The 22855-nt window shown below is 71.4% G+C and carries 15 protein-coding genes; 9 read left to right on the top strand and 6 right to left on the bottom strand.

Annotated features, from left to right (window positions below):
* Window positions 1-93: 93 nt before the first annotated feature.
* The 3 genes from ABD329_RS17990 to ABD329_RS17980 all read left to right on the top strand — a co-directional run bounded on the left by ABD329_RS17990 (window position 94) and on the right by ABD329_RS17980 (window position 7148).
* Entirely contained in the window at window positions 94-3315 is a 3222-nt protein-coding gene (locus tag ABD329_RS17990; protein ID WP_198277067.1) for an NACHT domain-containing protein, read from the top strand.
* Window positions 3316-3497: 182 nt separating this feature from the next.
* Window positions 3498-5558 (top strand): ATP-binding protein, encoded by a 2061-nt coding sequence (locus ABD329_RS17985; RefSeq protein ID WP_198277068.1) that lies wholly within the window; start codon window positions 3498-3500, stop codon window positions 5556-5558.
* Window positions 5559-5564: 6 nt separating this feature from the next.
* Window positions 5565-7148: an ABC transporter substrate-binding protein gene (locus tag ABD329_RS17980; RefSeq protein ID WP_198277069.1), complete on the top strand. Its 1584-nt coding sequence runs from the start codon at window positions 5565-5567 to the stop codon at window positions 7146-7148.
* 27 nt (window positions 7149-7175) lie between these two features.
* Here ABD329_RS17980 and ABD329_RS17975 read toward each other — a convergent pair whose 3' ends face one another.
* The 5 genes from ABD329_RS17975 to ABD329_RS17955 all read right to left on the bottom strand — a co-directional run bounded on the left by ABD329_RS17975 (window position 7176) and on the right by ABD329_RS17955 (window position 12869).
* Window positions 7176-7973, bottom strand: coding sequence for an SAM-dependent methyltransferase (locus tag ABD329_RS17975; RefSeq protein ID WP_198277070.1), 798 nt, complete (start codon window positions 7971-7973; stop codon window positions 7176-7178).
* A 126-nt stretch (window positions 7974-8099) separates the two neighbouring features.
* A complete protein-coding gene (locus ABD329_RS17970) occupies window positions 8100-8903 on the bottom strand; it encodes a VC0807 family protein (protein WP_309142712.1) in 804 nt (267 codons plus the stop codon).
* Window positions 8904-9194: 291 nt separating this feature from the next.
* On the bottom strand, window positions 9195-9983 hold the full coding sequence (locus tag ABD329_RS17965; RefSeq protein ID WP_309142713.1) for a hypothetical protein: 789 nt from the start codon (window positions 9981-9983) through the stop codon (window positions 9195-9197).
* Window positions 9973-11625, bottom strand: a complete 1653-nt coding sequence (locus ABD329_RS17960; RefSeq protein ID WP_344316627.1) for a vWA domain-containing protein — start codon at window positions 11623-11625, stop codon at window positions 9973-9975. The genes ABD329_RS17965 and ABD329_RS17960 overlap by 11 nt, the downstream gene beginning before the upstream one ends.
* Complete coding sequence (locus ABD329_RS17955) at window positions 11622-12869, bottom strand: hypothetical protein (RefSeq protein WP_309142714.1); 1248 nt, start codon at window positions 12867-12869, stop codon at window positions 11622-11624. The genes ABD329_RS17960 and ABD329_RS17955 overlap by 4 nt, the downstream gene beginning before the upstream one ends.
* 314 nt (window positions 12870-13183) lie before the next feature.
* Between ABD329_RS17955 and ABD329_RS17950 the strand changes: the two genes are divergently transcribed.
* The gene (locus tag ABD329_RS17950) at window positions 13184-15442 is read left to right on the top strand and encodes a hypothetical protein (protein ID WP_344316625.1); all 2259 of its coding nucleotides are present in this window, start codon (window positions 13184-13186) and stop codon (window positions 15440-15442) included.
* Between the two features lie 280 nt (window positions 15443-15722).
* On the opposite strand, the gene ABD329_RS17945 is transcribed toward ABD329_RS17950, so the two are convergent.
* The gene (locus ABD329_RS17945; protein ID WP_344316624.1) at window positions 15723-16691 is read right to left on the bottom strand and encodes a hypothetical protein; all 969 of its coding nucleotides are present in this window, start codon (window positions 16689-16691) and stop codon (window positions 15723-15725) included.
* A gap of 298 nt (window positions 16692-16989) precedes the next feature.
* On the opposite strand from ABD329_RS17945, the gene ABD329_RS17940 reads away from it, so the two are divergent.
* From ABD329_RS17940 to ABD329_RS17920, 5 genes are all read left to right on the top strand, one after another.
* Window positions 16990-19161, top strand: a complete 2172-nt coding sequence (locus ABD329_RS17940) for a HAMP domain-containing protein (protein ID WP_198281374.1) — start codon at window positions 16990-16992, stop codon at window positions 19159-19161.
* A gap of 9 nt (window positions 19162-19170) precedes the next feature.
* Window positions 19171-20718, top strand: a complete 1548-nt coding sequence (gene pgsB, locus ABD329_RS17935; protein ID WP_344316622.1) for a poly-gamma-glutamate synthase PgsB — start codon at window positions 19171-19173, stop codon at window positions 20716-20718.
* Window positions 20715-21197, top strand: coding sequence for a poly-gamma-glutamate biosynthesis protein PgsC/CapC (locus ABD329_RS17930; RefSeq protein ID WP_020866790.1), 483 nt, complete (start codon window positions 20715-20717; stop codon window positions 21195-21197). The genes pgsB and ABD329_RS17930 overlap by 4 nt, the downstream gene beginning before the upstream one ends.
* Window positions 21198-21218: 21 nt before the next feature.
* Window positions 21219-22280, top strand: coding sequence for an NlpC/P60 family protein (locus ABD329_RS17925; protein ID WP_198281445.1), 1062 nt, complete (start codon window positions 21219-21221; stop codon window positions 22278-22280).
* Between the two features lie 113 nt (window positions 22281-22393).
* Window positions 22394-22831: a Fur family transcriptional regulator gene (locus ABD329_RS17920; protein WP_198281444.1), complete on the top strand. Its 438-nt coding sequence runs from the start codon at window positions 22394-22396 to the stop codon at window positions 22829-22831.
* The last annotated feature ends 24 nt before the right edge of the window (window positions 22832-22855 follow it).

Raw genomic sequence — 22855 nt, 5'->3', positions numbered from 1 at the left:
CCCGAGGGCTCTTCGCGGCTATGGTGAGCGGGATGTGAGCGGTTGCACGGGCTCGGCGGGGGCGCGCGCCGACGCCGCGAGGGAGGGGCTGCTGTGGACGGCGGCACGGTGGGGCTGCGGATCGCTTCGGCAGTGGTCGTGCCGGTGATCAAACGACTGCTGCTGCCGCCCGCGAGCGCGCCCGGCGCGGAGTACGGCGAACGGCCCGTGCCGATCCGCCGGCTCGTCTCGTTCGCCAAGGAGCACCGCACCCTCACCGAGGACGATCTGCACAAGCTCGCCCGCGAGCTGGTCCGCCGCGCCGTGCGGGCCGCCGGGCCGCACGATCCGCCGATCGGCGCCGATGAGCACGACTCCGTGGGGCAGGCGCTGACCCGCACCCTGCACGCGCTCGGCGATCTCGACATGGACGACGTGCACGCCTTCGCGCTCGGCCCGGAGCGGCTGGCCGCCGAGCTGTCCCGGCGCGCGGGCCCCGACACCCGCAGGCTCCTCAGCGACGACGCGGCCCGCTTCCACGACCGGCTCCTGGAGACGGCCTGCGTCCACCTCATGCGCTTCTTCAGCCAGCGGCCCGGGTTCGCGGCCCGAGCCCAGATCGAGCAGAGCCGCGAGATCCGGGAGCAGAGCGAGAAATTGGACGCCATCCTGCGGCGGCTGCCCGACATCAGCCGCCAGGACGAACAGTTCGAGGAGGAGTACGCGGCTTACGTCGTCGAGTGCCACGGCAGGCTCACCATCTACGGTGTGGACCTGCGCGAACCGGACGGCCAGGACTGGCCGCTGGAGACCGCGTATCTGAGCCTCCAGGCCAGGCCGTACCGCGATGGCACCGACCGGGTGCCGGTGGTGAACGGCGAGCCCGGCGCCGACCGGGACACCGAGACCGAGCGGGCCCCGGGCCCGGCCGAGGCGGTCTTCGCCACCCACGAGCGGGTCCTGCTGCGCGGGGTCGCCGGCACCGGCAAGACCACCCTCGTCCAGTGGCTGGCGCTCTCCACGGCGCAGCAGGAGCGGGTGCCGGGCGGGCTGTCCCAGCTGTTCGGGCGGGTCCCGTTCGTGCTGCCGCTGCGCACCCTGGCGCGCAAGGACTCCGAGCTGCCGATGCCCGACGACTTCCTGCGCTGGATCGGCTGCCCGCTGGTGGGCACCGAGCCCGACGGCTGGGCCGCGCGGGTGCTGCGGCACGGGCGCGGAGTGCTCCTGATCGACGGGGCCGACGAGATCCCGAAGGACGACCGGACCCGCGTACGGGCCTGGCTGAGGAAGCTGCTCGCCGTCTTCCCCGGCAACCTGTGGCTGCTCACCTCCCGCCCCGCCGCCCTCGAACGGGGCTGGCTGGCCCGCGAGGGCTTCCAGGAGTTCGCGCTCGCCGCGCTGCGGCCCGCCGACATGAAGCAGTTCATCCGGCGCTGGCACACGGCCGCGGGGGCCTCGCAGGAGCTCGGCGACTCGCTCACCCAGTCCCTGCGCAGCAGCCCCGAGCTGAGCCGTCTGGCGACCAACCCGCTGATGTGCGGCCTGATCTGCGCCCTGCACCGGGAGCGGCGCGGCTTTCTGCCCCAGGGCCGCGCCTCCCTCTACGAGGCGGCGCTGTCCATGCTCCTGGAGCGGCGCGACCTGGAGCGCGAGGTGTACGGGCGCAGCCGTAAGCCGGTCCTGGACCAGAAGTCGGCCACCGAGCCGCTCCAGAGGCTCGCGTACTGGCTGATCCGCAACGAGCGGACCCAGCTGGACCGCCCGGACGCGGTGAACGTGGTGCGGCGGCTCCAGCCGTCCGTGCCCCGCCTCGCGGAAGTGGGAACGGCGGAGGAGACTCTTCAGCATCTGCTGGAGCGCTCCGGTCTGCTGCGCGAACCGGCCCCGGGCGCGGTCAACTTCATCCACCGCACCTTCCAGGACTTCCTCGGCGCCAGGGCCGTGCTGGAGGAGCGCGATATGGGCATGCTGGTGAACAACGCACACCTGGACCAGTGGGAGGACGTGGTGCAGATGGCCGTGGCACAGGCTCGACACCAAGAGCGTGCCGACCTGCTGACCCGTTTGCGTGAGCGGGGCGACCGGGAGCAGGACGCGACGATCCAGGCGCGGTTACGGCTCCTCGCGCTCGCCTCCCTCGAACAGGCCACCCGGCTGGAGCCGACGGTCCGCGAGGCCATCGAGGACCGGGCCGCGCGGCTGCTTCCGCCGCGCAGCCTGCGGGAGGCCAGGTCACTCGCGCAGACCGGCCCGCTGCTGCTGGGTCTGCTGCCCGATGCCAAGGACCTGGAGGGCGACGAGGAGCTGGCCACCGTCCACGCGATCTGCCAGATCGGCGGGGACGCCGCCATCCCCAGGCTCCGGGAGTTCCTGGGCACCGGCCAGCCCGCGGTGCGCGCTCAACTGCTCGCCCACTGGGACCGGTTCGACACCAAGGTGTACGCCGAGGAGATCGTACGGCCGCTCCTCGACACCGCGCCCGAGGAGATCGTCACGGTGCGCTCCCACGCCGAGCTGGAGGCCCTGCGCACCATGTCCGGCTATCAACGCGTGGGCCTGCACGGCGACTTCGCCCCCGAGGCGATCCGCGCCGCGCTCGACCCCCACCAGCTGCGCGAGCTGCGCCTGCGCAACACCCTCCAGCTGGAGGACCTCGATCTGCTCTCCGCCTACCCGGGTCTTGAGACCCTCGCCCTCCAGGGCTGCCGGAACGTGAAGGACCCCGCGCCGCTGACCCGGCTGCCCCGGCTGCTGCGACTGGAGCTGCGGGACCTGCCGCAGTTCGAGCCGCTGCTGAAGCTGGCGGACTGCCCCCGTCTCGAAGGGCTCCTCATCGGGCCCGAGGTGCCCTGGCGCGGCCTGTCCGACCTGCCCCGCCCCGCCGAGCTGCGGCTGCTCTCCCTGCCGTCGTCGGCGGCGCAGCTCGCGGGGATCGTGGAGTGCCGGGAGCTGGAGGAGCTGCGACTCCAGGACGCGAGCGAGCGGCTGACGCCGGATGAATGGGGCTCCCTCATCGCCGAGTTGCCCCAGCTGCGCAAGCTGACGCTCTCCCCGCAGCAGCTGAGCATGCTGCTGTTCGCGCCCCGCACCGAGATACCGCAGGTCACTCACCTGGATGTGTGGGCCAGGGCCGGTGTCGCGGTGCCGCTGCGGCGAATAGCCCGGCGGCTTCCGGGACTCGAGGAGATCCATCTGTCGCAGGTGGCGGAGCTCGATCTCGCGTCCCTCGCCGGGCTGCGGCGGTTGCGCCGGGTGCGGCTGGTCTACCCGGGCGAGATCCGCGGTGCCGACTCGCTCCCCGAGAGCGTCGACCTCGACATCTATCCGCACCCCTGACCGGCACTATCCGCGACGGTGCCGCGTTCACCTGGTGGGATGTTTACCCAAGGGGTAAATTCAGGATTGTAGGCGTAGTTGGTACGGATGTCAGCGGCTGATGTCTCGGGGGAGCGGTGCCGCCCGTCTCCGAGGTCTCGGCTGCCGGGCAGCAGAGGACGACTGAGGCGGGTCGCGACGGAATGGGCGTATCGGAAGGGTCACCGCTCTATGGCCGGGACCCGGTGCTGCGCTCGCTCGTTCCCCGGCTGACCGGCCTGGCCTACGACGAGCGGTCCCGGGCCGGCCGGGAGCACCAGGGCGATCTGCCCGTGGTGCTGCTGACGGGGTATCACGGCATGGGGCGCAGCGCCGTCCTGGAAGAGCTGGCGGCGCGCTACCGGGACCGGCTGCCGCTGGCCCACGTCCGGGCCGTGGCCACCGAGTCCGTCCCCTTCCCGCGCACCCCGGCCGACGGCGGCGCCCCCACCGCCGCCACCCTGGTGGAGATCCTCGTGGAGCTGGTGTGCGGGCTCGCCCCCGCGTTGCGCCGCCGCTTCCCCGTCCTGGTGCCCGGCCTGTTCGCCGTCTCCGGCTGGTACCACGGCAACGGCGAGCAGCGGGACGCCGCGTGTCTGGGGTTCGCCCGGCTGCTGCTCGCCTGCCGCCTCGCCGGCGGGGACGAGAACGCGCTGAGGCACGCCTGGGCCACCGCCGTCGAGGGCCGTCTGGAGACCATCGACGCGGAGGCCGACGCGGAGTGGGGCCGGGACGCGGTCACCGCCGCCGTGGTGGCCGAGTACACCGACCGGTACCAGCCGGCCGCGGCACAGGAGTGGTACCGGCGGCGCTTTCCGCGCGGCGCGGACGGCCAGGATCCGCTGGTGCTGCTTGGGGAGTGGTTCCAGCGCGGCGGCGACTACCGACACGCGGCCGAGCAGAGCCTGATGGCCGCCTTCCTGCACGATGTCGCCTCCTCCTACGGCAGGCTCCAGCGGTGGAACCGCGAACCGTGGCCGCTCATCCTGCTCGACGACGCCCACTGCCCGCCCGGCCAGGACTTCCTCGACCTGCTCCTCGAACACCGGGCGCTGCCCGAGCGCCCCGACCACGAGGAGCTCGTCGTCGTGGCCACCCGCCTCGGCGGCTTACCCGAGGACGCCTCGGACGCCGTCCGCCGAGACCTGCCCGACCTGGTGAAGTCCTCCGGCTGGCAGCGCAGGGGCCTGGCCCCGTCCGCCGGGCTGCTCGCCGTCCCGCTCACCCCGCTGAGCCGGGACGACATCCTGCCCCTCCTGGTGCCCAGCCGGCCCGCCCGGCCGCTCCACCCCTATCTGGCCTCCGCCGTGCACTCCCTGACCGGCGGGCACCCCGCGGTGACCACCGTGCTGTGCGCGGCGGTCCTGGACGCCACCAAGCGGGGCCGCGGCGTGGGCCCGCGCGACCTCCTGGAGCTGAACGCGAAGGACGGCCGCCCGGTCACCGAGGCGCTCCTGGAGCGGCTGCTCCCGGACCGGCGCCAGCGCGACCGGCTGACCCTGCTCTCGCTCGCCCGCGACAGCACCGCGGCCGAGGCGCTGGCCGAGCACCTGCGGCTCCAGGGCCCGGACCAGCTGCCCGCCAACTCCGCCACCGACTACCTCGAAGAGCAGCAGTGGCAGCAGCTGACCCCGCCCGACCAGCCGTTGGTCACCGACGCGCTGCTGCGCACCCTGCTGGTGCACGAGGCGCGCCGCACCTCCTCGCGGGCCGAGGACGGCCGCAGCTGGCAGGACATCCACCGCTTCCTGCGGATGCACCACGCCCAGCGCGGTGAGAGCGGCGAGGCCGACGCGCTGCGGCACACCCTCGCGGCCGGAAACGCCGAGACGGTGGTGGCCATGCTGACGGAGGAGTTCCAGTCGGAGAAGGACGCCCACGCCGCCGCCCACTGGCTGCTGTGCCTCCAGTACGCGGCCACCGCGCCCACCCCACCGGCCGAGGAGTGGACCGACGAACGGACGCAGATCGCCCTCGGCGCGCACGACGGCCGGTACGCCGAGCTGCACGAGATCGAGCGCTGCGTCAACCGGCTGCTGCACGCCCTGTGGCATGTCTCCGAGCCGCACGCCGAGCCGGACCCCGACATGTGCAAGGCGGTCGGCGAGGAGCTGGCCTATCTCTCACCGCGCCATCCGTCCTGGCACGCCGTCCTGGGCCAGGCGGCCCGCAACTGGCCCACGGCGGCACGGAAGAAGCGCCCCTTCCCTATCTCCGGTCAGTGAGGAAGCATGCTGCTCCGTCTGTTCCGCCGGCACCCCCGCGAGTGGGGGCCGCTCGAATGGCTGGCCGTCGTCGGCATCGGCGCCCTGGTCGCCGCCGCGATCACCGTCGCCGTCAACGTGGCGCAGGGCCCCGGCAGGTGCGGTGACGACCTGCGGGACGTCGACGGGGACTGCGTGGGCGTCACCGAGGAAGCCTTCGAGGCGGACCCGGGCATCGAATCCCTCATCGGGGCGGTGGCGGACGAGAACGCCCGGGTGAAGCGGGACTGGGAGGACCCGCCGAGCGGACCCAGGATCCCGTACGTACGCATCGCGCTGATGATGCCCTTCACCGCGGACGACCACAGCGCCATGACGGCGGACATGATCCGCCGCGGCATCGCGGGCGCCCTGGCCGCCCAGCGGCAGGCCAACCGCTTCGGCGGACCGCACTACCAGCTGCTGCTCGCCCCCGACGGCCGCAACCTCGACCAGTGGGAGCCCGTGGTCGACCGTCTGGCCGAGCTGACCAAGGACACCCGGGCGCCGCTGGTCGGCGTGACCGGCATCCCCAGCAGCACACCGGAGACCCGTAAGGCGATCGCCGCGCTCAGCAAGCACAGCATCCCCACCGTCGGCCCCGTCATCACCGCGGCCAACATGAACTCCCCGTACTTCTTCAAGACCTCCCCCAACAACGACCAGTTCGCCCGAGCCCTCAAGCTCTACCTGGACAGACGGCCGGCCCGGCACAGAGGCTTCCTGGTCTGGGACAACCGCAGCGAGGACGTCTACTCCCAGAACCTGCGCAGCGTCTTCGAACGGCACTTCGGCGACGCGTACGACCTGACCAATCACAACTCGAACTTCACCGGCACCTCCGGAACCGACAAGGGCATCCCCCAGCGGTTCACCGACGCCGTCCAGAAGATCTGCAACGAGAAGTCCGACACGGTCTTCTTCGCGGGCCGCGACCAGGACCTCCCCGCCTTCATGGAGCGCATGGCGCAGGAGGGCAGCTGCGGGCGCACCACGACGCTGCGCATCCTGAAGGTCGGCATCGGCCTGGAGCCCACGCTCACCGGGGACGCGCCCCGCCGATGGCTGGACGAGGCACGCGCCACGATCGTCGACGCCTCCGCCGTCGACCCCGCCTGGTGGGCGGGGAAGAGCAAGAAGGCGCTCGGCCGCTTCCTGGACCGGTTCGAGGAGATCGAGAAACAGCACAACCTGGGGGACAAGCCGCTCGACGACGGCTACGCGGTGATGTACCACGACGCCTTCACCCTGCTCGCGGGCGCCGTGGACCGCACCTTCGCCGAGATCAACGAGGGCGGCAAGAAGGCGCCCGAGGCGCTGAGCATCCCGACGAAGGACGATGTGTACAACACCCTCATCATCCCGAGCATCGCCGGTGACGGGTGCAGTTCCTGCCTGGTCGGCGCCGGAGGTACGTACGGGTTCGAGGGCCCGGGCAAGAACGACCAATGGGCCGTGTGCAAGCCCGTGCCCGTGGTCGAGTTCCCGCCGCGCCCGCACTCCGGGGATCCGGGCGCGCCCGGCCTCTACCGCACCTATCGGAGCGGCTCCAAGAACGCCTGCCCCTCCTGACGCCTACCGCCGGCCGCGCGCGGCGGTTCAGCCGGTCTTGCGCCCCACCCCGCCGTAGTAGCCGATCTCCCCGGGCCGGGTCGGCGGCGGGGCGTCCGGGTGCCAGAACGGGACCTCGGCCACACCGGGCTCGACCAGGGTGAAGCCGTCGAAGAACCGCTCGATCCGGTCGCGGGACCGCAGGTTCAAGGTGGCGGTGGCGGTGTTGTAGACGGCCGAGGCGGCGCTGCGGTCGGCGAAGTCGCCGGTGGCGTGGGAGAGCACCAGGAAGCTCCCGGCGGGCAGCGCGTCGCGCAGCGTGGCGACGACCCGCTCGGGCCGCTCCGCGTCCGTGAGGAAGTGGACGATGGCCACGAGGAGCAGCGCGACCGGCTGCTCGAAGTCGATGACCTGACGGACCTCGGGGTGGTCCAGGACGGCCCGCGGATCGCGCAGATCGGCGAGCGCGATGCTGGTCGCGGCCGAGCCGCGCAGCAGCACATTGGCGTATGTGTTGACGATCGGGTCGTTGTCGACGTACGCCACGCGCACATCCGGCGCCACCTCACGCGCGATCTCGTGCACATTGGGGGAGCTGGGCAGCCCGGTGCCGATGTCGAGGATCTGCCGGATCCCGCTGTCGACCACATGGCGCACGGCGCGCCGCAGGAAGTCACGGTTGGCCCGTACGCCGCTCCACACCTCGGGCGCCGCGGCGGCGAGCCGGTCACCGGCCTCGCGGTCCACCTCGTAGTTGTTCTTGCCGCCCAGCAGGTAGTCGTAGATCCGGGCAGGGTGCGGCCTGCTGGTATCGATCTCCTCGGCGCGGAAGCCGTTCTCCGTCAACGCAAGTCTCCTCTCGACGACCGTCACGGCCCCCGCCCGCGTTCGACTGGCGAACAGCTTCCCACACCAACGTCGGTGCCGGACGCCGGAGTTCTCAGCGCCCGGCCTCCCGGTGCGGGCCGTCGGTCAGGCCTCGGCCGCCGCCGCGGGCTCCGCCTCGGTCCCGGCTTCGGCGTTCGCCTGGGCCGCTGCCGCTGCCGCCGCGGCGGCAGCGCGGGCCTGGCCCTTGCGGCGCGACCGCTTGCCGTAAAGGGCCGTCCATGTGCCGAGGGAGCCCAGCACGGCGTAGATCAGCACCGGGCTCAGGACCACCATGGTGTCGGTTCTCAGGGTGTACGACAGCACGACCCGGACCGCGGACTCGATGCAGTAGGCCACGCCCCAGACGGTCGTCATCGTCATCATGGCCCTGCGGAAGCCATCGACGTGCCACAGACCGTTCCACCAGGCGGTGCTCGCCTCGGTGCCGTCGGTGGCGAATTTGCGCCCCAGGTAGAACATCAGGGGGCGCGGCGCCAGCAGCGTCGCCAGGCACAGCACCCCGAACAGCCCGGTGACGCACGAGTCCTTGATCAGCAGCGCCCGGGCCGAGTGCGCGCCGACGGTCGACACCACGGCCGTGATCACGATGAACACCAGGGTGACGATGGCGAGTTCATCGAGACGGCGGCGCCAGGCGAGATGGACGGCGCCGTCGACCACCGGCCAGCCGCTGCTGATCAGCAGCGCGGCGAATTCGCTGAAGCCGTGGTCGCGCAGTGCGTTGTACGTGACGATCGGTGCGACGACATTGAGGCTGAGCGTGACCGCCCAGCCGAGAATGGCGGCCTTCTTGGACCGGGCGGGCGCTTTGGGCCGCTCGCCGGTCTGTGGCGCCTCCGTATCCGGTGCGCTCGAGGCGCCTTGCGTGGTCGAGTCCTGAGTGAGCACGGTTCCCCTGTAAGTGTGCCTGGTGGTGCTGTGCGTGGTGGTGCGGGAAAAGAGAAACGTAAAGCAGTCATGTCGTAAGGGGACAGTGCCGCGACGCCAAATGTCACCAAAATCTCGACGGAAGGCCGTTTGAAGGCGGATGTAGCGGTCAAGTGGTCGCTCGGATCGGCATTCCGTTGTCGTCTCCGGTGTTTTGAGAAGTCAAAGTCCATTGCGCTGAGTGGCCCTGAGAAAAACCCTTTGTGAACCCCGTCCGGTTAACGGCGGTTTCCGGTGGGATCGGTCACCGGTTCAGCTGAAGATGGCGATGGCCTCGATGGTCAGCTCACTGGTCCCCGGGTCCCAGTCGCGCACCTTGCCCAGACAGCGCGCCGGGAACGTGCCCTCGTGGCTGTCGTCGTTGCGCAGCCCGTCGGTGGCGCAGACCACGCGCACCTGGGGCCCCTCGGCCGGGTTCTCGGGGTCGCCGTACGGGGCGAGGAAGACGGTGCGCGAGGGGGTCTGGCCGGCCTTGCGGAACCGGCCCCTGATGGAGACGAAGTCCTCGATGTCGCGCAGTCGGACGCTCTCCGCGGCCCCGGGGCCCGGGCGGTCGATCGTGTCCAGCGCCCGTTCCAGGGCGTGGTTCCGGGTGATGGTGCCGGTCCTGAGGTCGCCGTGGACGATGGCGTCGGCCCGTTCGAGGGTGTCCACGATGAGGCCGATCGCCGTGATGGGCTTGGCGCTCTCGATGTACATGCTGATTTCCTCGCGGCTGACGTTCCGGCCGCCGCTGACGCCCACGCCGAAGAGCCGGGCCCGCAGCGAGCCGTCCGCGGTGCGGGTGATCCGGTGCTGGACCTCCCGCTCCAGCGCCTTCTCGTAACGGCCCATCTCGTAGAGGTTCATGATGGCCCGGTCGTGGAGGTAGAGGCAGATGCCCTCGGTGGGCTTCTCCGGGCTCGATCTGAGCCGTTTGCGGTACCGGTGCGCCCGGACCGCCAGCCACGCCACGACGGCGATCAGGCTCACGGCGGTCGCCAGCCACACCAGCATCCAGGGCCACCAGACGCTCCACCACATTCCGCTGTCAACAGCCACGGATCTCCTTGAAGGCGTCGGGAAGGGAGCGGGCGCCGGCGTCCACCATGCGCCCGCCGGTCGTACGCGCCGCCCGGGTCAGCTCCGCGGTGTCCGCCTCGCCGAACCGCAGCGGGAAGGTGGGGACGGAGCGGACGGTCTCCGACCGTGCCGCGTACCGGCGCTCGAACTCCCGGCGGGTGATGCCGGAGGTGTTCTCCCCGTCCGTCATGAGGACGATGGAGATGGGCTGTCCGGGGTGGTCGCGGGCGATGCCGGACGCCTTTCCGTAGGCGTGGTCCAGCGCGGACCAGATGGCGGTGGAGTTGTCGAAGTCGTCCGCCGCGACGAAGGACTTCACGGAGTCCAGGTCCCGTCGCCCGCCGACGGTGACATCGCGCTCGGCGAGCACACGGCCCCCGAAGCGCATCACGGTGACCCGCTCACCCTGGTAGAACCGCACGAACTTCCCCGTGGCGGAGGTGTCGGCGCCGCTGAGTCCGGCGAACGCCGCGCGCAGCGAGGCCACCCGCGCACCCCGCATCGAGGTGGAGAAGTCGAGGAGGAAGATCACATGGTGGGCGGTGGGCAGCCGGGGGTCGCCGTAGTCCTCGACCAGTCGGTCCACCACCGACCGCTGGTCCGGGAAGTACAGCGCGTTGCCGATGTCCGCCCGCAGCCTCGGGTCCCTGCGGACGTCCGCGCCGAGCGGCCGGCGCAGCGTCCGCTCCATGATCTTCTTCTGCGTCGAGGTGCTCTTGAGCCAGTTCACCACCTTGTCGTAGGCCGCGCGCTTGGCCGGGTCGAGGAGGAGCAGCGGATAGTCGGACAGCACCATGCCGTCCTTCGGATAGACGATCTCCAGCTTCTCGTGGAGCTTGCCGCTGGCGTTGAGCGAGAGCAGCTCCGATTCGTAGGTGATCAGGGCGTCCAGCCGGTCCTGGTGGGCGATGTACTGCTCGCGCAGATCGGCGCTGCTGTCCGCGGTGAGCTTCTGGCCGGTGCGGAAGCCGCGCAGCCGGTCGCAGGAGATGTCCTCGGCGCGCAGCGCGCTGCCGGTTCCGGCCGCGGCGGTGGCGACGCCGACGAGCGCGGAGAGGCCGCTGTTGGTGCGCTTGGGGTCGGCCATGCCGAAGCGCACCGAGCCCGCGGCGGCGGCGTCGGCGATGTCCGCCCAGGACACCTGTCCGCCCTTCGCGCTCGCCCGCAGGGCCCGCGCCGTCTCCGGCTTCACACCGACGACCACGGGGGAGAGCATGGTCGTGGTGGAGAGCGGCTTCGCGGTGCTCTTGGACTCCTTGAGCCGGAGCTGGAAGTACCGGTCGGAGGAGAGCCAGGCCAGGTCGTGGTGGTACGCACCGGGCGTCAGCCCGTCCCCGGCGTCCACCGTGGCCTTGTACTCCATGTCCAGGTCCACCCCCGTGTCCCGGCGCAGGTCGTCCAGCAGCGGTTCCATGTCCCGCAGCTCCGAACTCGCCAGTACGCGCAGGGTGGTGGAGTCCTCGTCACCGGAGCCACAGGCGGTGCCGGTGCCGAGCAGGGCCAGGCAGAGCGCGAGGACCACCCGGCGGCGCGGGGCCCGGGGGCGCGGGCCCCGGGTGTGCTGGGCCCGGGGGCGCGGGCCCCGGGGGTGTGGGTCCCGGGGGTGTGGACGCCGCCTCATGAGGATGTCTCCGGGGTCTGGTTCGGCGGCGGGCAGTCGCCGACCGACGTGATCATCCGTTCCAGCAGCGGCAGGCTCGGCAGCGTCGCCTTGGTGTCGTCGGCCGCCGAGGCGGGCGCCGGAATGCCCTGGTCCTCCAGGAACCGGTACAGCTCGGTGCTGGTCGCCTTGCCGCTGGAGTCCAGGACGCGGAAGCCCAACTCCATCGCCCGGCGCTGGAGTTGCTCATCACTGGCGAGCAGTTCCCCGAGCCGGTCACCCTTGGGGGTGAGCGCGATGTACTCGGGCTCGGTCAGGAACTGGGTCGAGGGATAGAGCAGCACCCGCTGCGAGTCGGGCCTTCCGGTCTGCTCCCGCTGCCGTATCTGATAGGCGAAGTACTGGTGCTCGTACACCACCACGATCGGGGCGAGCCCCTTTCCCTCGGGTACTTCGTACGTCTTGAACATCTGCTCCGAGGGCAGCCCCTGGGACACCAGGGTCGGCTTGATCATCCGGGCCACACGGTCCGCCGCCGCGTTGTCCGTCGGGACGGAGTTCCCGTTCTCGACGAAGGCGACCAGCCCCAGATACGTCCCGGCGTGGTTCGCCTCGCAGATGTTCGAGGTCTGGGCCAGGATCCGGTTGCCGTTCGTGGTCCGGTGTTTCTCGATGCCGATATCGCTCCATTTCTTCCCGCCCGCACTCAGCCCGATGAACCTCTTCATATTGAGGGTGTAGTAGAGCGGGCTGTTCCCGTCCGCGCCGATGCCCTGCCGCGGCCTGGCGAGGCCGTTGTCCCGCAGCGTTTCGGCGTATTCGCGGTAGGTGGCGAGGACGATGGGGCTGACGAAGGCCGAGTGCCCCTTGGCGTACGCGTTCTTGCTCTTGCGGTCATTCTTGATCATGTCGGCGGCGGGCTGGCCGGAAGGAAAGGCGAAGTCGTAGCCGTCGAAGCCGGTGGTGGCGATGTCCCGGGACCCCATGCGGGTGATGTGCACCCTGATGCCGTGTTTCATCAGGATGCGCTGGACCTTCTCGTCCTCGAAGAACTCCGACTTGGAGGCGATCTTGCCTTCGAGGGTGGTGACCCCGTCGAAGGGGAGCAGCAGATGCCCTCCCGCGGTGAGCGCCAGCAGCCCGGCCACGGGGAAGGCGAGCGCGGTCACCAGCGAACGGAGGGTACGGCCCCGCAGGGGGAGGCGTCGCGAGGGGCCACGGATGCTTAAGCGTGGCTCCTCCGCGTTGGATCTTTCGGCGGTCACCGGCTCCTCCTGCCTGGGAAAGGGGAAAGATCCTTTCCATTGGCCTTGGCGGATGCGTGAATTCCGTGGGGATGGGGGCCGAATTCACCGTGGCCGCTCCACGGAGGCGGCGGATGCTGGCCGGAGGCGGCGGGCGGCGGGCGGCGGGCGGCGGCTGCGGCGGTGGGTGGTGGTGGGCGGTGACGGGCGCTCGGTTAGCGCCTGGGAGGGGCGTTTATCGGCCAGCTTTGGTCCGTACCTGTAAGTGATCTCTTCCGGGGACGAACCTGTGGGCGTCAGCGTCCTTGATCCCCCGTCACGGAAGGATCTGCCAAATGTGGTACCGACGGATCAGACGGACCGCGGCGCGCGGAACCCCGGCGCGCGGCTCCCGCGCACTCGCGACCGGATGCGTCCTGGCCGCCCTAGGGCTGGCGGCGGGCCCCGCCCCCGGCGCCCTGGCCGCCCCTGCGGAGCCCACTCCAACCTCCGTGGCCGCCCCGGCTCCTGACGCCACGGCCCGCACCGTCACCCTGGTCACCGGCGAGCGCGTCACGCTCGGCGCGGACGGGAGCGTCGTCGTGGCGCCGCGGCCGGGAGCGGCGGCGGACTATGTCACCCGCCGCTTGGACAACGATGTCTTCGTCATTCCGCTGACCGCGCTGCCGTATCTGGGCCGCACCCTGGACCTCGAGTTGTTCAACGTCTCCGCCCTCGCCGAGGCCGGGGTGACCACCACCCCGGTACGGGTCGAGGCCAAGGGAGGCGCCACGGCGCCGCGTTCGGGTCCCGCCTTCGGCGCGGCGCTGGCGAAGCAGGTCGGCGCCGAGGCGGCGAAGGGCTCCGTCGGCGAGGGCCCGCTGTTCGGCGGCGTCACCTCCGTCGTACCGGCGGTCGCCACGGCCGGTGGACGGGCCGCCCCGCGCCCGGCCGCGCGGGCGGACCACACGCGGCGGGACGATCCGGTGGCGGGCCGAACGGTGAAGGTCACCGTGCTCGGTACGGACGGCAAGCCCCTCCCGGGCACCACGCCGTTCGCCCTGGCCAACGTCGATGACGCCACCCGCTACCGGGAGCCGTCCCTCCAGGCCGTCGACGGCGAGGCGACGGCCGAGGTGCCCGCGGGCCGCTACAGCGCCATGGTCTCCGCCCCGGCCTTCGACGCCGCGGGCGAGTCGACCGGCATCCGCATGGCCACCGCCGAGTTCACCGTCCCCGACGGCGCCACCGCGACCGATGTCGTGCTCGACCTGCGCAGGGCCACCGAGCGGGTCACCTTCTCGACCCCGCGCCCGGCCGAGGAGCACCAGCTGATCCTCCACTACCGACGCGACGACACCAAGGGTGAGGCGGCGGTCAACGACGGCGTCGGCGTCGCCGGCGGCGCGCCCGTCTACGTACAGCCCTCCAGCCGCCCCGTCACCACCGGCGAGCTGCGCTTCAACGTCTACACCCACCGCAAGGCGCCCGCGGACGCGGCCGCGCCCTACTCCTACGACCTCAAGCTGGCCAACCCCGCCGGTGTGATCGCGAAGAACCAGCACTACAAGGTCACCGGACGCCAACTGACCACCGTGCGGACCAACTACCACAGCGATACGCCGGGCCGCGCCCAGGAGGTCGCCCGCCTGATGTATCTGCCGTACGAATCGAGCGGTGAGGCGCTGTCCGAGCCGTTCAAGACACCGGCGCGACGGATCGAGTACGTCGGTGGCTCGCCCGGCGCCACCTACCAAGGCTGGCTCAAGGCCGGGGAGCGGCGCTTCGTGTCCGGGAAGCAGACGCCGCGGCCCGGCCGGACCACCACGGTCGACTGGCTGCGCGGCCCGCTCGCCCCGGGCTTCACCGAGCCCGCGCGGGGCGCCGCCGCGGACGAGACGTGGTACTGCGCGGCGTGCCGCAAGGGCGACGCCCTCACCTTCTCCCTGGCCACGGTCTTGGACTCGGCAGGCCACCACGCCCTCGCGTTCCCGTCCGACATCACCTCCTCGCACTTCGCGGTGGTCTCCGGGAATACGACCCTGTACGAGGGCGACGGCGTCTCCGGTGGCGTCCTGACCGTGCCGCCGCGGAAGGCCCCGTACACGGTGGTGTACGACCAGACGAGGACGAACGGCGAGTTCCACCAGTCGCTGACCACGCACACCGAGTGGACCTTCTCCTCGGGCCACTCGGGCGCCCAGACCGTGCCGGACGACTGGACCTGCGTCTCGGAGGCGGGCGAGTACGACGGGCCCGCCGAGTGCTCGGCGCTGCCGGTCGTCGTCCCGCACTACCGGCTCGGCGCCGCGCTGGACGGCACCAGCCCGGCCGGAGACGACCATCTCGTCGTCGGCTTCGGGCACGCACCGGGTGCGGCGGCCGCGCCCGCGGTCACCGGGGCGAGGGTCGAGGTGTCCTTCGACGGTGGCGAGCGGTGGACGGCGGCGGCCGTCACGGCGCTCGGCAAGGGCCGGTTCCGCGCGGACTGGACCACACCGGACACCGCGGCGGGCCGGGACGCCTCGCTGCGCGTCACCGGGACCGACGCGGACGGCAACAGCGTGACGCAGACGGTCAAGAGCGCGTTCACGGTGGCCGCGGCCCGCGATTAGGCCGCCTGCGGCTGACCGTTCCCCCTCCCCGCCCCTTCCCGGCACCTGACGATTTGCGGCTCCGCCGCATGGGGGGCTCCGCCCCGGGCCCCGGCCCGGGGCTCGGCGGGAAGTGCCGCGAGGTGCGGTCGTTCATCCGCGGCTGCGTCGTGGCTGGTCGCGCCCCGCGGCGGAGCCGCACGTCGACACGGCCCCGCGCCCCTTCGGGGCGGAGCCGAACCGCACCGGACTTCAGCGAGGCCGCTTGGCAGCGGGAAGGGGCCGGGGAGGGGATCGGCGGTCAGCCCGAGTCGGCCTTCGCCCACCGCCCGGTCACCGTGCCGATGGCCGCCACCGCGTTCCGGATCTGTCCGTCGCTCGCGCGCACCGAGCGCGCGAACTCGATGTGCAGGAACGGCACATGTTCGGTGGCGGCCCTGCGGCCCTGGACGTTGTCGCGCCCCTCCAGGGGGCAATCGCGGGCCCAGGCGCGGCAGACGGAGAAGTGCCGCGCGGTCAGGGCGGCCGCGAGGCGGCGGGCGTCCGGGCGGCCCGCGCGGCCCTCGCCGGTGGAGGCGACGACGTCCCGGCCCGGCACGGAGTCGTCGGCGAAACCGTGGATCTGGACGCCCGGCAGCCGGCGCCGGGCGAGCTCGTCGCAGACCGCGTCGAAGACCGAGTCCGTGCGGTGGGCGGCGTCGGCGGCATCGTCCTCCCCGGCCCTGCGGTGGGCGCCCGCGAGCACCAGGACGCCGCCGGGGGAGTCCAGGAGCACGCGCGCGCCCAGCCGTTCGGTGTCCGCGTCGGAGACCGGGTGCGGCACCTGGACCGACCAGCGGACGGCCGTGGAGAGGTCCACGTACACCCGGGCCCAGCCGCGCGGGTCGGGTCCGTCCGCGGTGCGGTCGGACAGCTCGGCGTAACGGCGGCCGGTGCCGGTGTCGGTGAGCGTACGGAGCCGGAAGCCGACGTCGGCGAGGAGCGGACGGGCGCGGTCCGGGTGTCCGTCGAGGATCAGGCCCACCGCGTCGGCGACGTCCCGGCGTTCGGCGCGGCGCGGCTCCCGGTAGTCGCCGTCCGGGGCGAACCCGGCCGTGAAGTCGGTGATCCTGCGCTCCAGCGGGACCTCGGGGGCCCGTGCGCCGTCCGACGTACGGCCGTTGTCTCCGGACGACCGGGCGATCGTATATGTGCTCAATGCCGCCACGAGCAGGCCGAATGCGACCGTGACGGCCGCCACGGTGATCGCCTTCGCTCGTACCTTCGCCATGACCGCCTCATCGTAACCATCCGCTTTACCGGGGCATATCGGGATGAGACGGGCTAAGAATGACGTCCGGGTGAACGACCGGCAAAGAATGCAAGACCGTCGTTTGCCCAGTCTTGGTTGGGACCAAACAGGTTTTCTCGTTTTTTCTTTAAGATGTGCAACCCTTTGATCCGTCTGGCTGTCTGACGGTCCGGATCGCACTCGAGTGCGCTCTGTGTGGTGTGAGTTGCATGAGAGGAGCCCATCCGTGGCCGCTTCGCGTTCGAAGCGGCGGCACAAGGTCCGCCGAAGGGCCGACATGTCGCTTGTGGGAGGTATTCGTCCCCCCATAGCGGTGCTGTCGGTTCTGCTTCTCTCCCTCGCGGGAATCACCGCCCTCACCCTGGGCAAACCGGACAACGCTCTGGTCCCCAAGGCGGTGCTGACCTCGCAGCAGTACGTCGCCGAGGACGGCGCCATCGCGCTGCGGGCGTCGCTCGACGAGTCGGTCACCGACCTCACCGGCACCGCGACCCTCTTCAACGAGGGCAAGCCGGTCTCCGCCGACACCGTCCTGGACAAGGTCGGCGAGGTCTACCAGAAGTGGCGTGGCACCGCCGTCATCGAGATCAAGTCGGGCAAGATGCTCGCCGCCCGCGGCGAGAACGTCCCGCTGAGCGCGATCGATCTCAGCAAGCTCTCCCGCAGTGACGGACTGGCCCCGCGGATGGTGCGCCTGGAGAACGGCCAGACCCGGCTGATCATCCCCGCCCTGCTGTCCTGGAAAGGCCGGCCGCAGCAACTGCTCGTCGCCTCGAGCACCCTCAGCTTCCCCGGTGTCGACCTCGGCCCCGGCCGCGCCATCGGCGTCGTCGACTCCACCGGCCGGCTGCTCTCCAGCCACGGCGCCCTGGACGGCGAGCGGGCCGGGAAGCAGCTCGCCTCCTTCGCCAAGACCGCCGCGCGCAGGGGCCGACAGCACCCCATCAAGGCCAAGGAGCCCGGCGCGGGCGGCTACACCGGCGTCAGCGGCCACCTCACCGGGGGCGCCGCCGAGGACGTCCGCACCGTCGGCGGCTACGCCACGCTCACCCCGCCCCAGCCCGGTGAGCCCACCACCGCCAGCAGCCTTGGGCTGACCGTCGTCACCCAGGTCGACGTCTCCGCCAAGGTCTCCCAGATCACCCGCCCCGCCTTCGGCGTGGCCGCCGCCGGCGCCCTGCTGCTCATCGGCGGGCTCGCGGTGATGGTGCTGCTGGGCACCGTGCAACGCCCGCTGATCCGGCTGTTCCTGGAGAGCCGCCGCCTCACCCGCGGCGACCTCGCCCGCCCGGTGAGCGTGCCCAGGGCCGGCGAGGCCGCGCGGGTGGGCGCCGCCCTCGAGCGGCTGCGCCAGCAGCTCCAGGGCGAGCCCGCCGACGCCCCGGCCCCGGCCGTGCGCAAGGGCCTGGGCGCCCGTGCCCTGCTCGCCGTCTGCGCCGTCCTGCTGCTCGTCTGGTCGGTCCCGCTGATGCTGGTGCTCAACCGCGCCGACTCCTCCGTCAAGGTCCCGGTCCAGCTCGTCCACGACCAGAAGTCCCGCACCGTCACCCTCAGCGACCGGGTGCGCCGCGCGCTCAACGAGGGCCACGCCGACCTCTCCGCGGTCGCCGCCCTGATCGGGGACCGCACCACGCCCGAGGACATGAAGAAGGTCCTGGAGCGCACCATGCAGGACCACGACCGCTACCAGTCGATGTACGTCCTCGGCGCCGACGGCGAGATCCTCGCGCGGGCCGGTGACGGCCCCCACCACGAGGACGGGAAGGGGCCCTCGAAGCAGGCCATCGAGGTGACCGGCGAGGGCGGCAAGAAGCCCGTGGTCACCGCGACCGCCCAGGCGCCCGGCCGGGGCGGCGCCGCCGTCGTCGGCGAGTTCCGCATCGAGTTCGTCAACGCGCTGCTGGGCCGTCAGGGCATGGGCGAGGTCCGCGTCGTGGACGCCAAGGGCCGGGTCATCGGCGGCGACTCCGGCTACATCGCCTTCGAGAAGGCGCCCTCGCACATGACCTCGCTGCTCGCCACCAAGCAGGCAGGCGCCACCGTCCAGCGCGGCGGCACGGTACGGGTCGCGGCCGCCGCGCCGTTCAGCGGCGGCGGCGCGGCCAAGTCGCTCCAGTGGTCCCTGGCCAGCTGGCAGCCCGCCTCGGGCCTGGCGATCCCCGAGTACAGCCTCCAGAACCGGACCGTGCTGGCCGGTCTGCTGGGGCTGACCGCCGCGGCCGCCTGCCTGGGCTGGCTGCACATCGTCGTCGTACGGCCCCTGCGCGCCCTGGCCGGACAGGCCGAGGCGCTCGCCGCGGGAGACCGCAAGACCGTGCTGTTCCCACGCCACCACGACGAGGTCGGCGCCGTGGTCCGCAGCCTGGAGCTGATCCGGCAGCAGCTCCAGGGACAGCCCCGCAAACGGGACGGCGGCAGCCGGACTCCCGCCGGCGTCGGAAGGAACTGAGGCCCCACCGTGCTCTTCCTCTACACCGTGCTCGTGGTGTGCGAGGCCGTCCTGCTGATCGCCGGCATCGTCGAACAGCGGCGGCACCAGACCAACCTCGATGTGATCCCCACCCGGGTCCTGGTCAACGGCATCCGCGGCAAGTCCTCCATCACCCGGCTGTGCGCGGGCGCCCTGCGCGGCGGCGGGCTGACCACCGTGGCCAAGACCACCGGTACGGCGGCCCGCTTCATCCACCCGGACGCCACCGAGGAGCCCGTCTACCGCAAGTTCGGCATCGCCAACGTGGTCGAGCAGATCGGCATCGTGCGCCGCGCCGCCGCCTACGACCCGGACGCGCTCGTCATCGAGTGCATGGCGGTCATGCCGGCGCTCCAGGAGATCAACCAGTCCAAGCTGATCCGCTCCACCATCGGCGTGCTGTGCAACGTCCGCGAGGACCACCTCGCCGAGATGGGCCCCACGCTGGACGACGTGGCGCGGTCACTGTGCCGGTCCATGCCGGAGAACGGCATCTGCGTCACCGCCGAGCAGGACCGCTTCCACATCCTCCAGGAGGAGGCGGACGCCCGGAACTGCCAGTTGATCTACGCCGACCCCACGACGGTCAGCGACGAGGAGCTGCGCGGCTTCAGCTGGTTCACCTTCAAGGAGAACGTGGCCATCGCGCTCACCGTCGCCGAGCTGGTGGGCGTCGACCGCGCGACCGCCCTCCAGGGCATGTACGACGCACCGCCGGACCCCGGCGTCCTCTCCGTCGAGCGGTACGCCACCGAGGACGGCAAGAAGCTGCGCTTCGCCAACGTCTTCGCGGCCAACGACCCCGAGTCGACGCTGATGAACATCAACCAGCTGCTCGACCTCGGCGCCATCCACCGCCCGCTCAACGTGGTCATCAACTGCCGTCCCGACCGGGTCGAGCGCAACGGCCAGATGGGCGAGATCATCCCCGACCTCGACCCGGAGCAGGTCTTCGTGATCGGCCACCCGGCCAAGTCCGCCATCGACGCCATCCCGGCCCAGTACCGGGACCGCGCGGTCGACCTCGGCGGCGACCGCCGGGATCCCGAGGAGTTCATGGCCGAGCTGCTCGGCCGCCTCGGCCCCGACTCCTCCCTGGTCGCCATCGGCAACATCCACGGCCAGGGCGAGATCCTCCTGGAGCACCTCGCCGAGCTGCCGCCCGACGAGAGCGCCGATGACACACCGGCGGCACCGACCGCACCGGCGGGCGGCGAGCGCCATGTCGAGTACGTGGACACGGTCCAGCTGTACGCGCCCCGCCTGGACCCCTACCAGGGGTACCCGGAGGCGTACGAGAACCGGTACGCGTCCCAGGTGCGCGTACCGCATCAGCGCACCCCCGAGCTGCCGTACCCGCGGACGGCACCCGACCAGGGCTCCCGGGAGCCCTGGCCCGCGGTGGTACCGACCCCCGACACCCCGCGGTCCAGCGATGCCCCGCAGCCCCGCGGCCTGTTCGAGCCGCGGGTCCCGCCCACCCCGCCCGCCGACGACTCCCAGCAGTGGCAGAACCCAGGAGAGCAGCAGCGTTGATCCCCTCCGTCCTCACCCCTGAGATCGCCGCCATCGGCATCGCGATCGGGCTGCTCTTCTCGCTGGTCTGCTACCTGACCACCAACCTCTCGCCCGGCGGCATGATCACCCCGGGCTGGCTGGCGCTGACCCTCGTCGAGGATCTCCAGCGGGCCGCCATGGTCGTCGGTGTCACGGTGCTCACCTATGTGGGCACGCTGCTGATGCAGAAGTACGTGATCCTCTACGGCAAGCGGCTCTTCGCCGCGGTCGTGCTGCTCGGCGTGACCCTCCAGGCGACCGTGATGATCATCCTGTCGATCGAGTTCCCGCTGATGTACGCGAACCAGACCCTCGGCTTCATCGTCCCCGGCCTGATCGCCTACCAGCTGGTCCGCCAGCCCAGGGGGGCCACCCTGCTGTCCACCGGGTCGGTGACGCTGATGGCCTATGTCGTCCTCACCGCCGGAATCCTCCTCGGCGTCATGCCGTCCGCCTGACCCACCACCGGAGCCGATCCCATGCCAGCGAAGAAGAAACGCCCCGTACTGCACGCCGTCACCGTGCTCGCGCTGCTCGGCGCCAGCGGCTATCTGACCGTGGAGCTCAGGAAGGACGAGCAGGACAAGACGCCCGCCACCCAGGCCGTCATCGACGAGCCGAACCTGGAGAACGGCACCGGCCAGCAGAGCGGCAAGCAGACCTGGGAGCGGCTGAAGAACCCCGCCCGCACCATCCTGCGCGGCGACAACGGCCAGATCCTCGCCACCTTCACCGACCACGCCCGCACCGCCACCCTGCGCGGCCCCTCCCGCACCTTCAGCGAGCCCGCCAACACCAAGTCCAAGGTGATCACCGAGGACTGGGTGCGGCTGATGCCGGAGCCGTGGGCCGAGGGCGCCGAGAAGGAGCAGTGGTTCAAGGACTGGTTCAAGGAGAACTACGGCAGCAAGAAGGAGGACCTGTTCGCGATCGCGTTCCAGTACGTGACGGGCGCACCGGTCAAGAAGGACGCCCAGGGCATCCCGTACGCGGGCGACGCGGTCTTCGGGCCGTTCAAACCGGACGGTGTGGACCGGCTGGAGCAGAACGACTTCTACGACTACCTGGGCATCTCCTACACCTTCCGCGACGGCACCACGATGGCCGCGCGCAAGGAGCGCTACCGGGCGCTGGACTGCTCCGGCTTCATCCGCATGGTCATGGGCTACCGGGCCCGCTACCCCCTGATGGCGAGCAACTCCCTCGGCGACGGCCTGCCGCGCACCGCCAACGGCATGGCCCGCTCCAAGGTCGGCGTCGATGTGATCAAGATCCAGGGCCCCGGCCCCTGGTACACCCGGCCCACCAATATCGACGTTCTCCAACCCGGTGACCTGCTGTTCTTCAAGATGGACCACCGCACCGGCGATCATATGGACCATGTCGCCCTCTACCTGGGGCTGGACACCGACGGCCACCGCGTCTTCGTCTCCAGCCGCAAGGAGCAGAACGGCCCCACCATCGGGGACAACGGCGGTGTCTCCCGCATCGACGGCAATGGCTTCTACGCCGGGCTGTTCCGCAGCGCCAAGCGCCTCTGAGGGCTCTAATCGGAAAATCGGGCTGAATCGGGACAAAAATTTTACCCGCGGCGCTAGACTTTAACGGCTCGTTTCCTTGTAGCGTTCGTGTTTGTGCGGGTAGGTTCTGGCCCATGACCGCATCCCAGACTCCGACCACTGCCGAGGAGCTGCGCGGTGCCGGCCTGCGGGTGACGGCCGCCCGGGTCGCCTTGCTGGAGACCGTCCGGGACGGTGATCACCTCGGGGTCGAGGCGATCGCCTCCGGGGTGCGCGACCGTGTCGGCCACATCTCCCTCCAGGCCGTGTACGAGGCCCTTCACGCGATGACCGCGGCGGGCCTCGTACGCCGCATCGAACCGGCCGGCAACCCGGCCCGGTTCGAAGGACGCGTCGGGGACAACCACCACCACGTCGTATGCCGGTCGTGTGGTGCCGTCGCCGATGTCGACTGCGCCGCCGGTGAGGCACCCTGCCTGACCGCGTCCGATGACCACGGCTTCTCGGTCGACGAGGCCGAGGTCATCTACTGGGGCCAGTGCCCCGACTGTTCCACCGCCACCAGTTCCTGAGCACCATGATCCGCCCTAGCGTGG

It is taken from the genome of Streptomyces javensis (assembly GCF_039525925.1).
Taxonomy (GTDB): Bacteria; Actinomycetota; Actinomycetes; order Streptomycetales; family Streptomycetaceae; genus Streptomyces; species Streptomyces asiaticus.
This window is presented reverse-complemented; position numbering and strand designations above follow the sequence as displayed.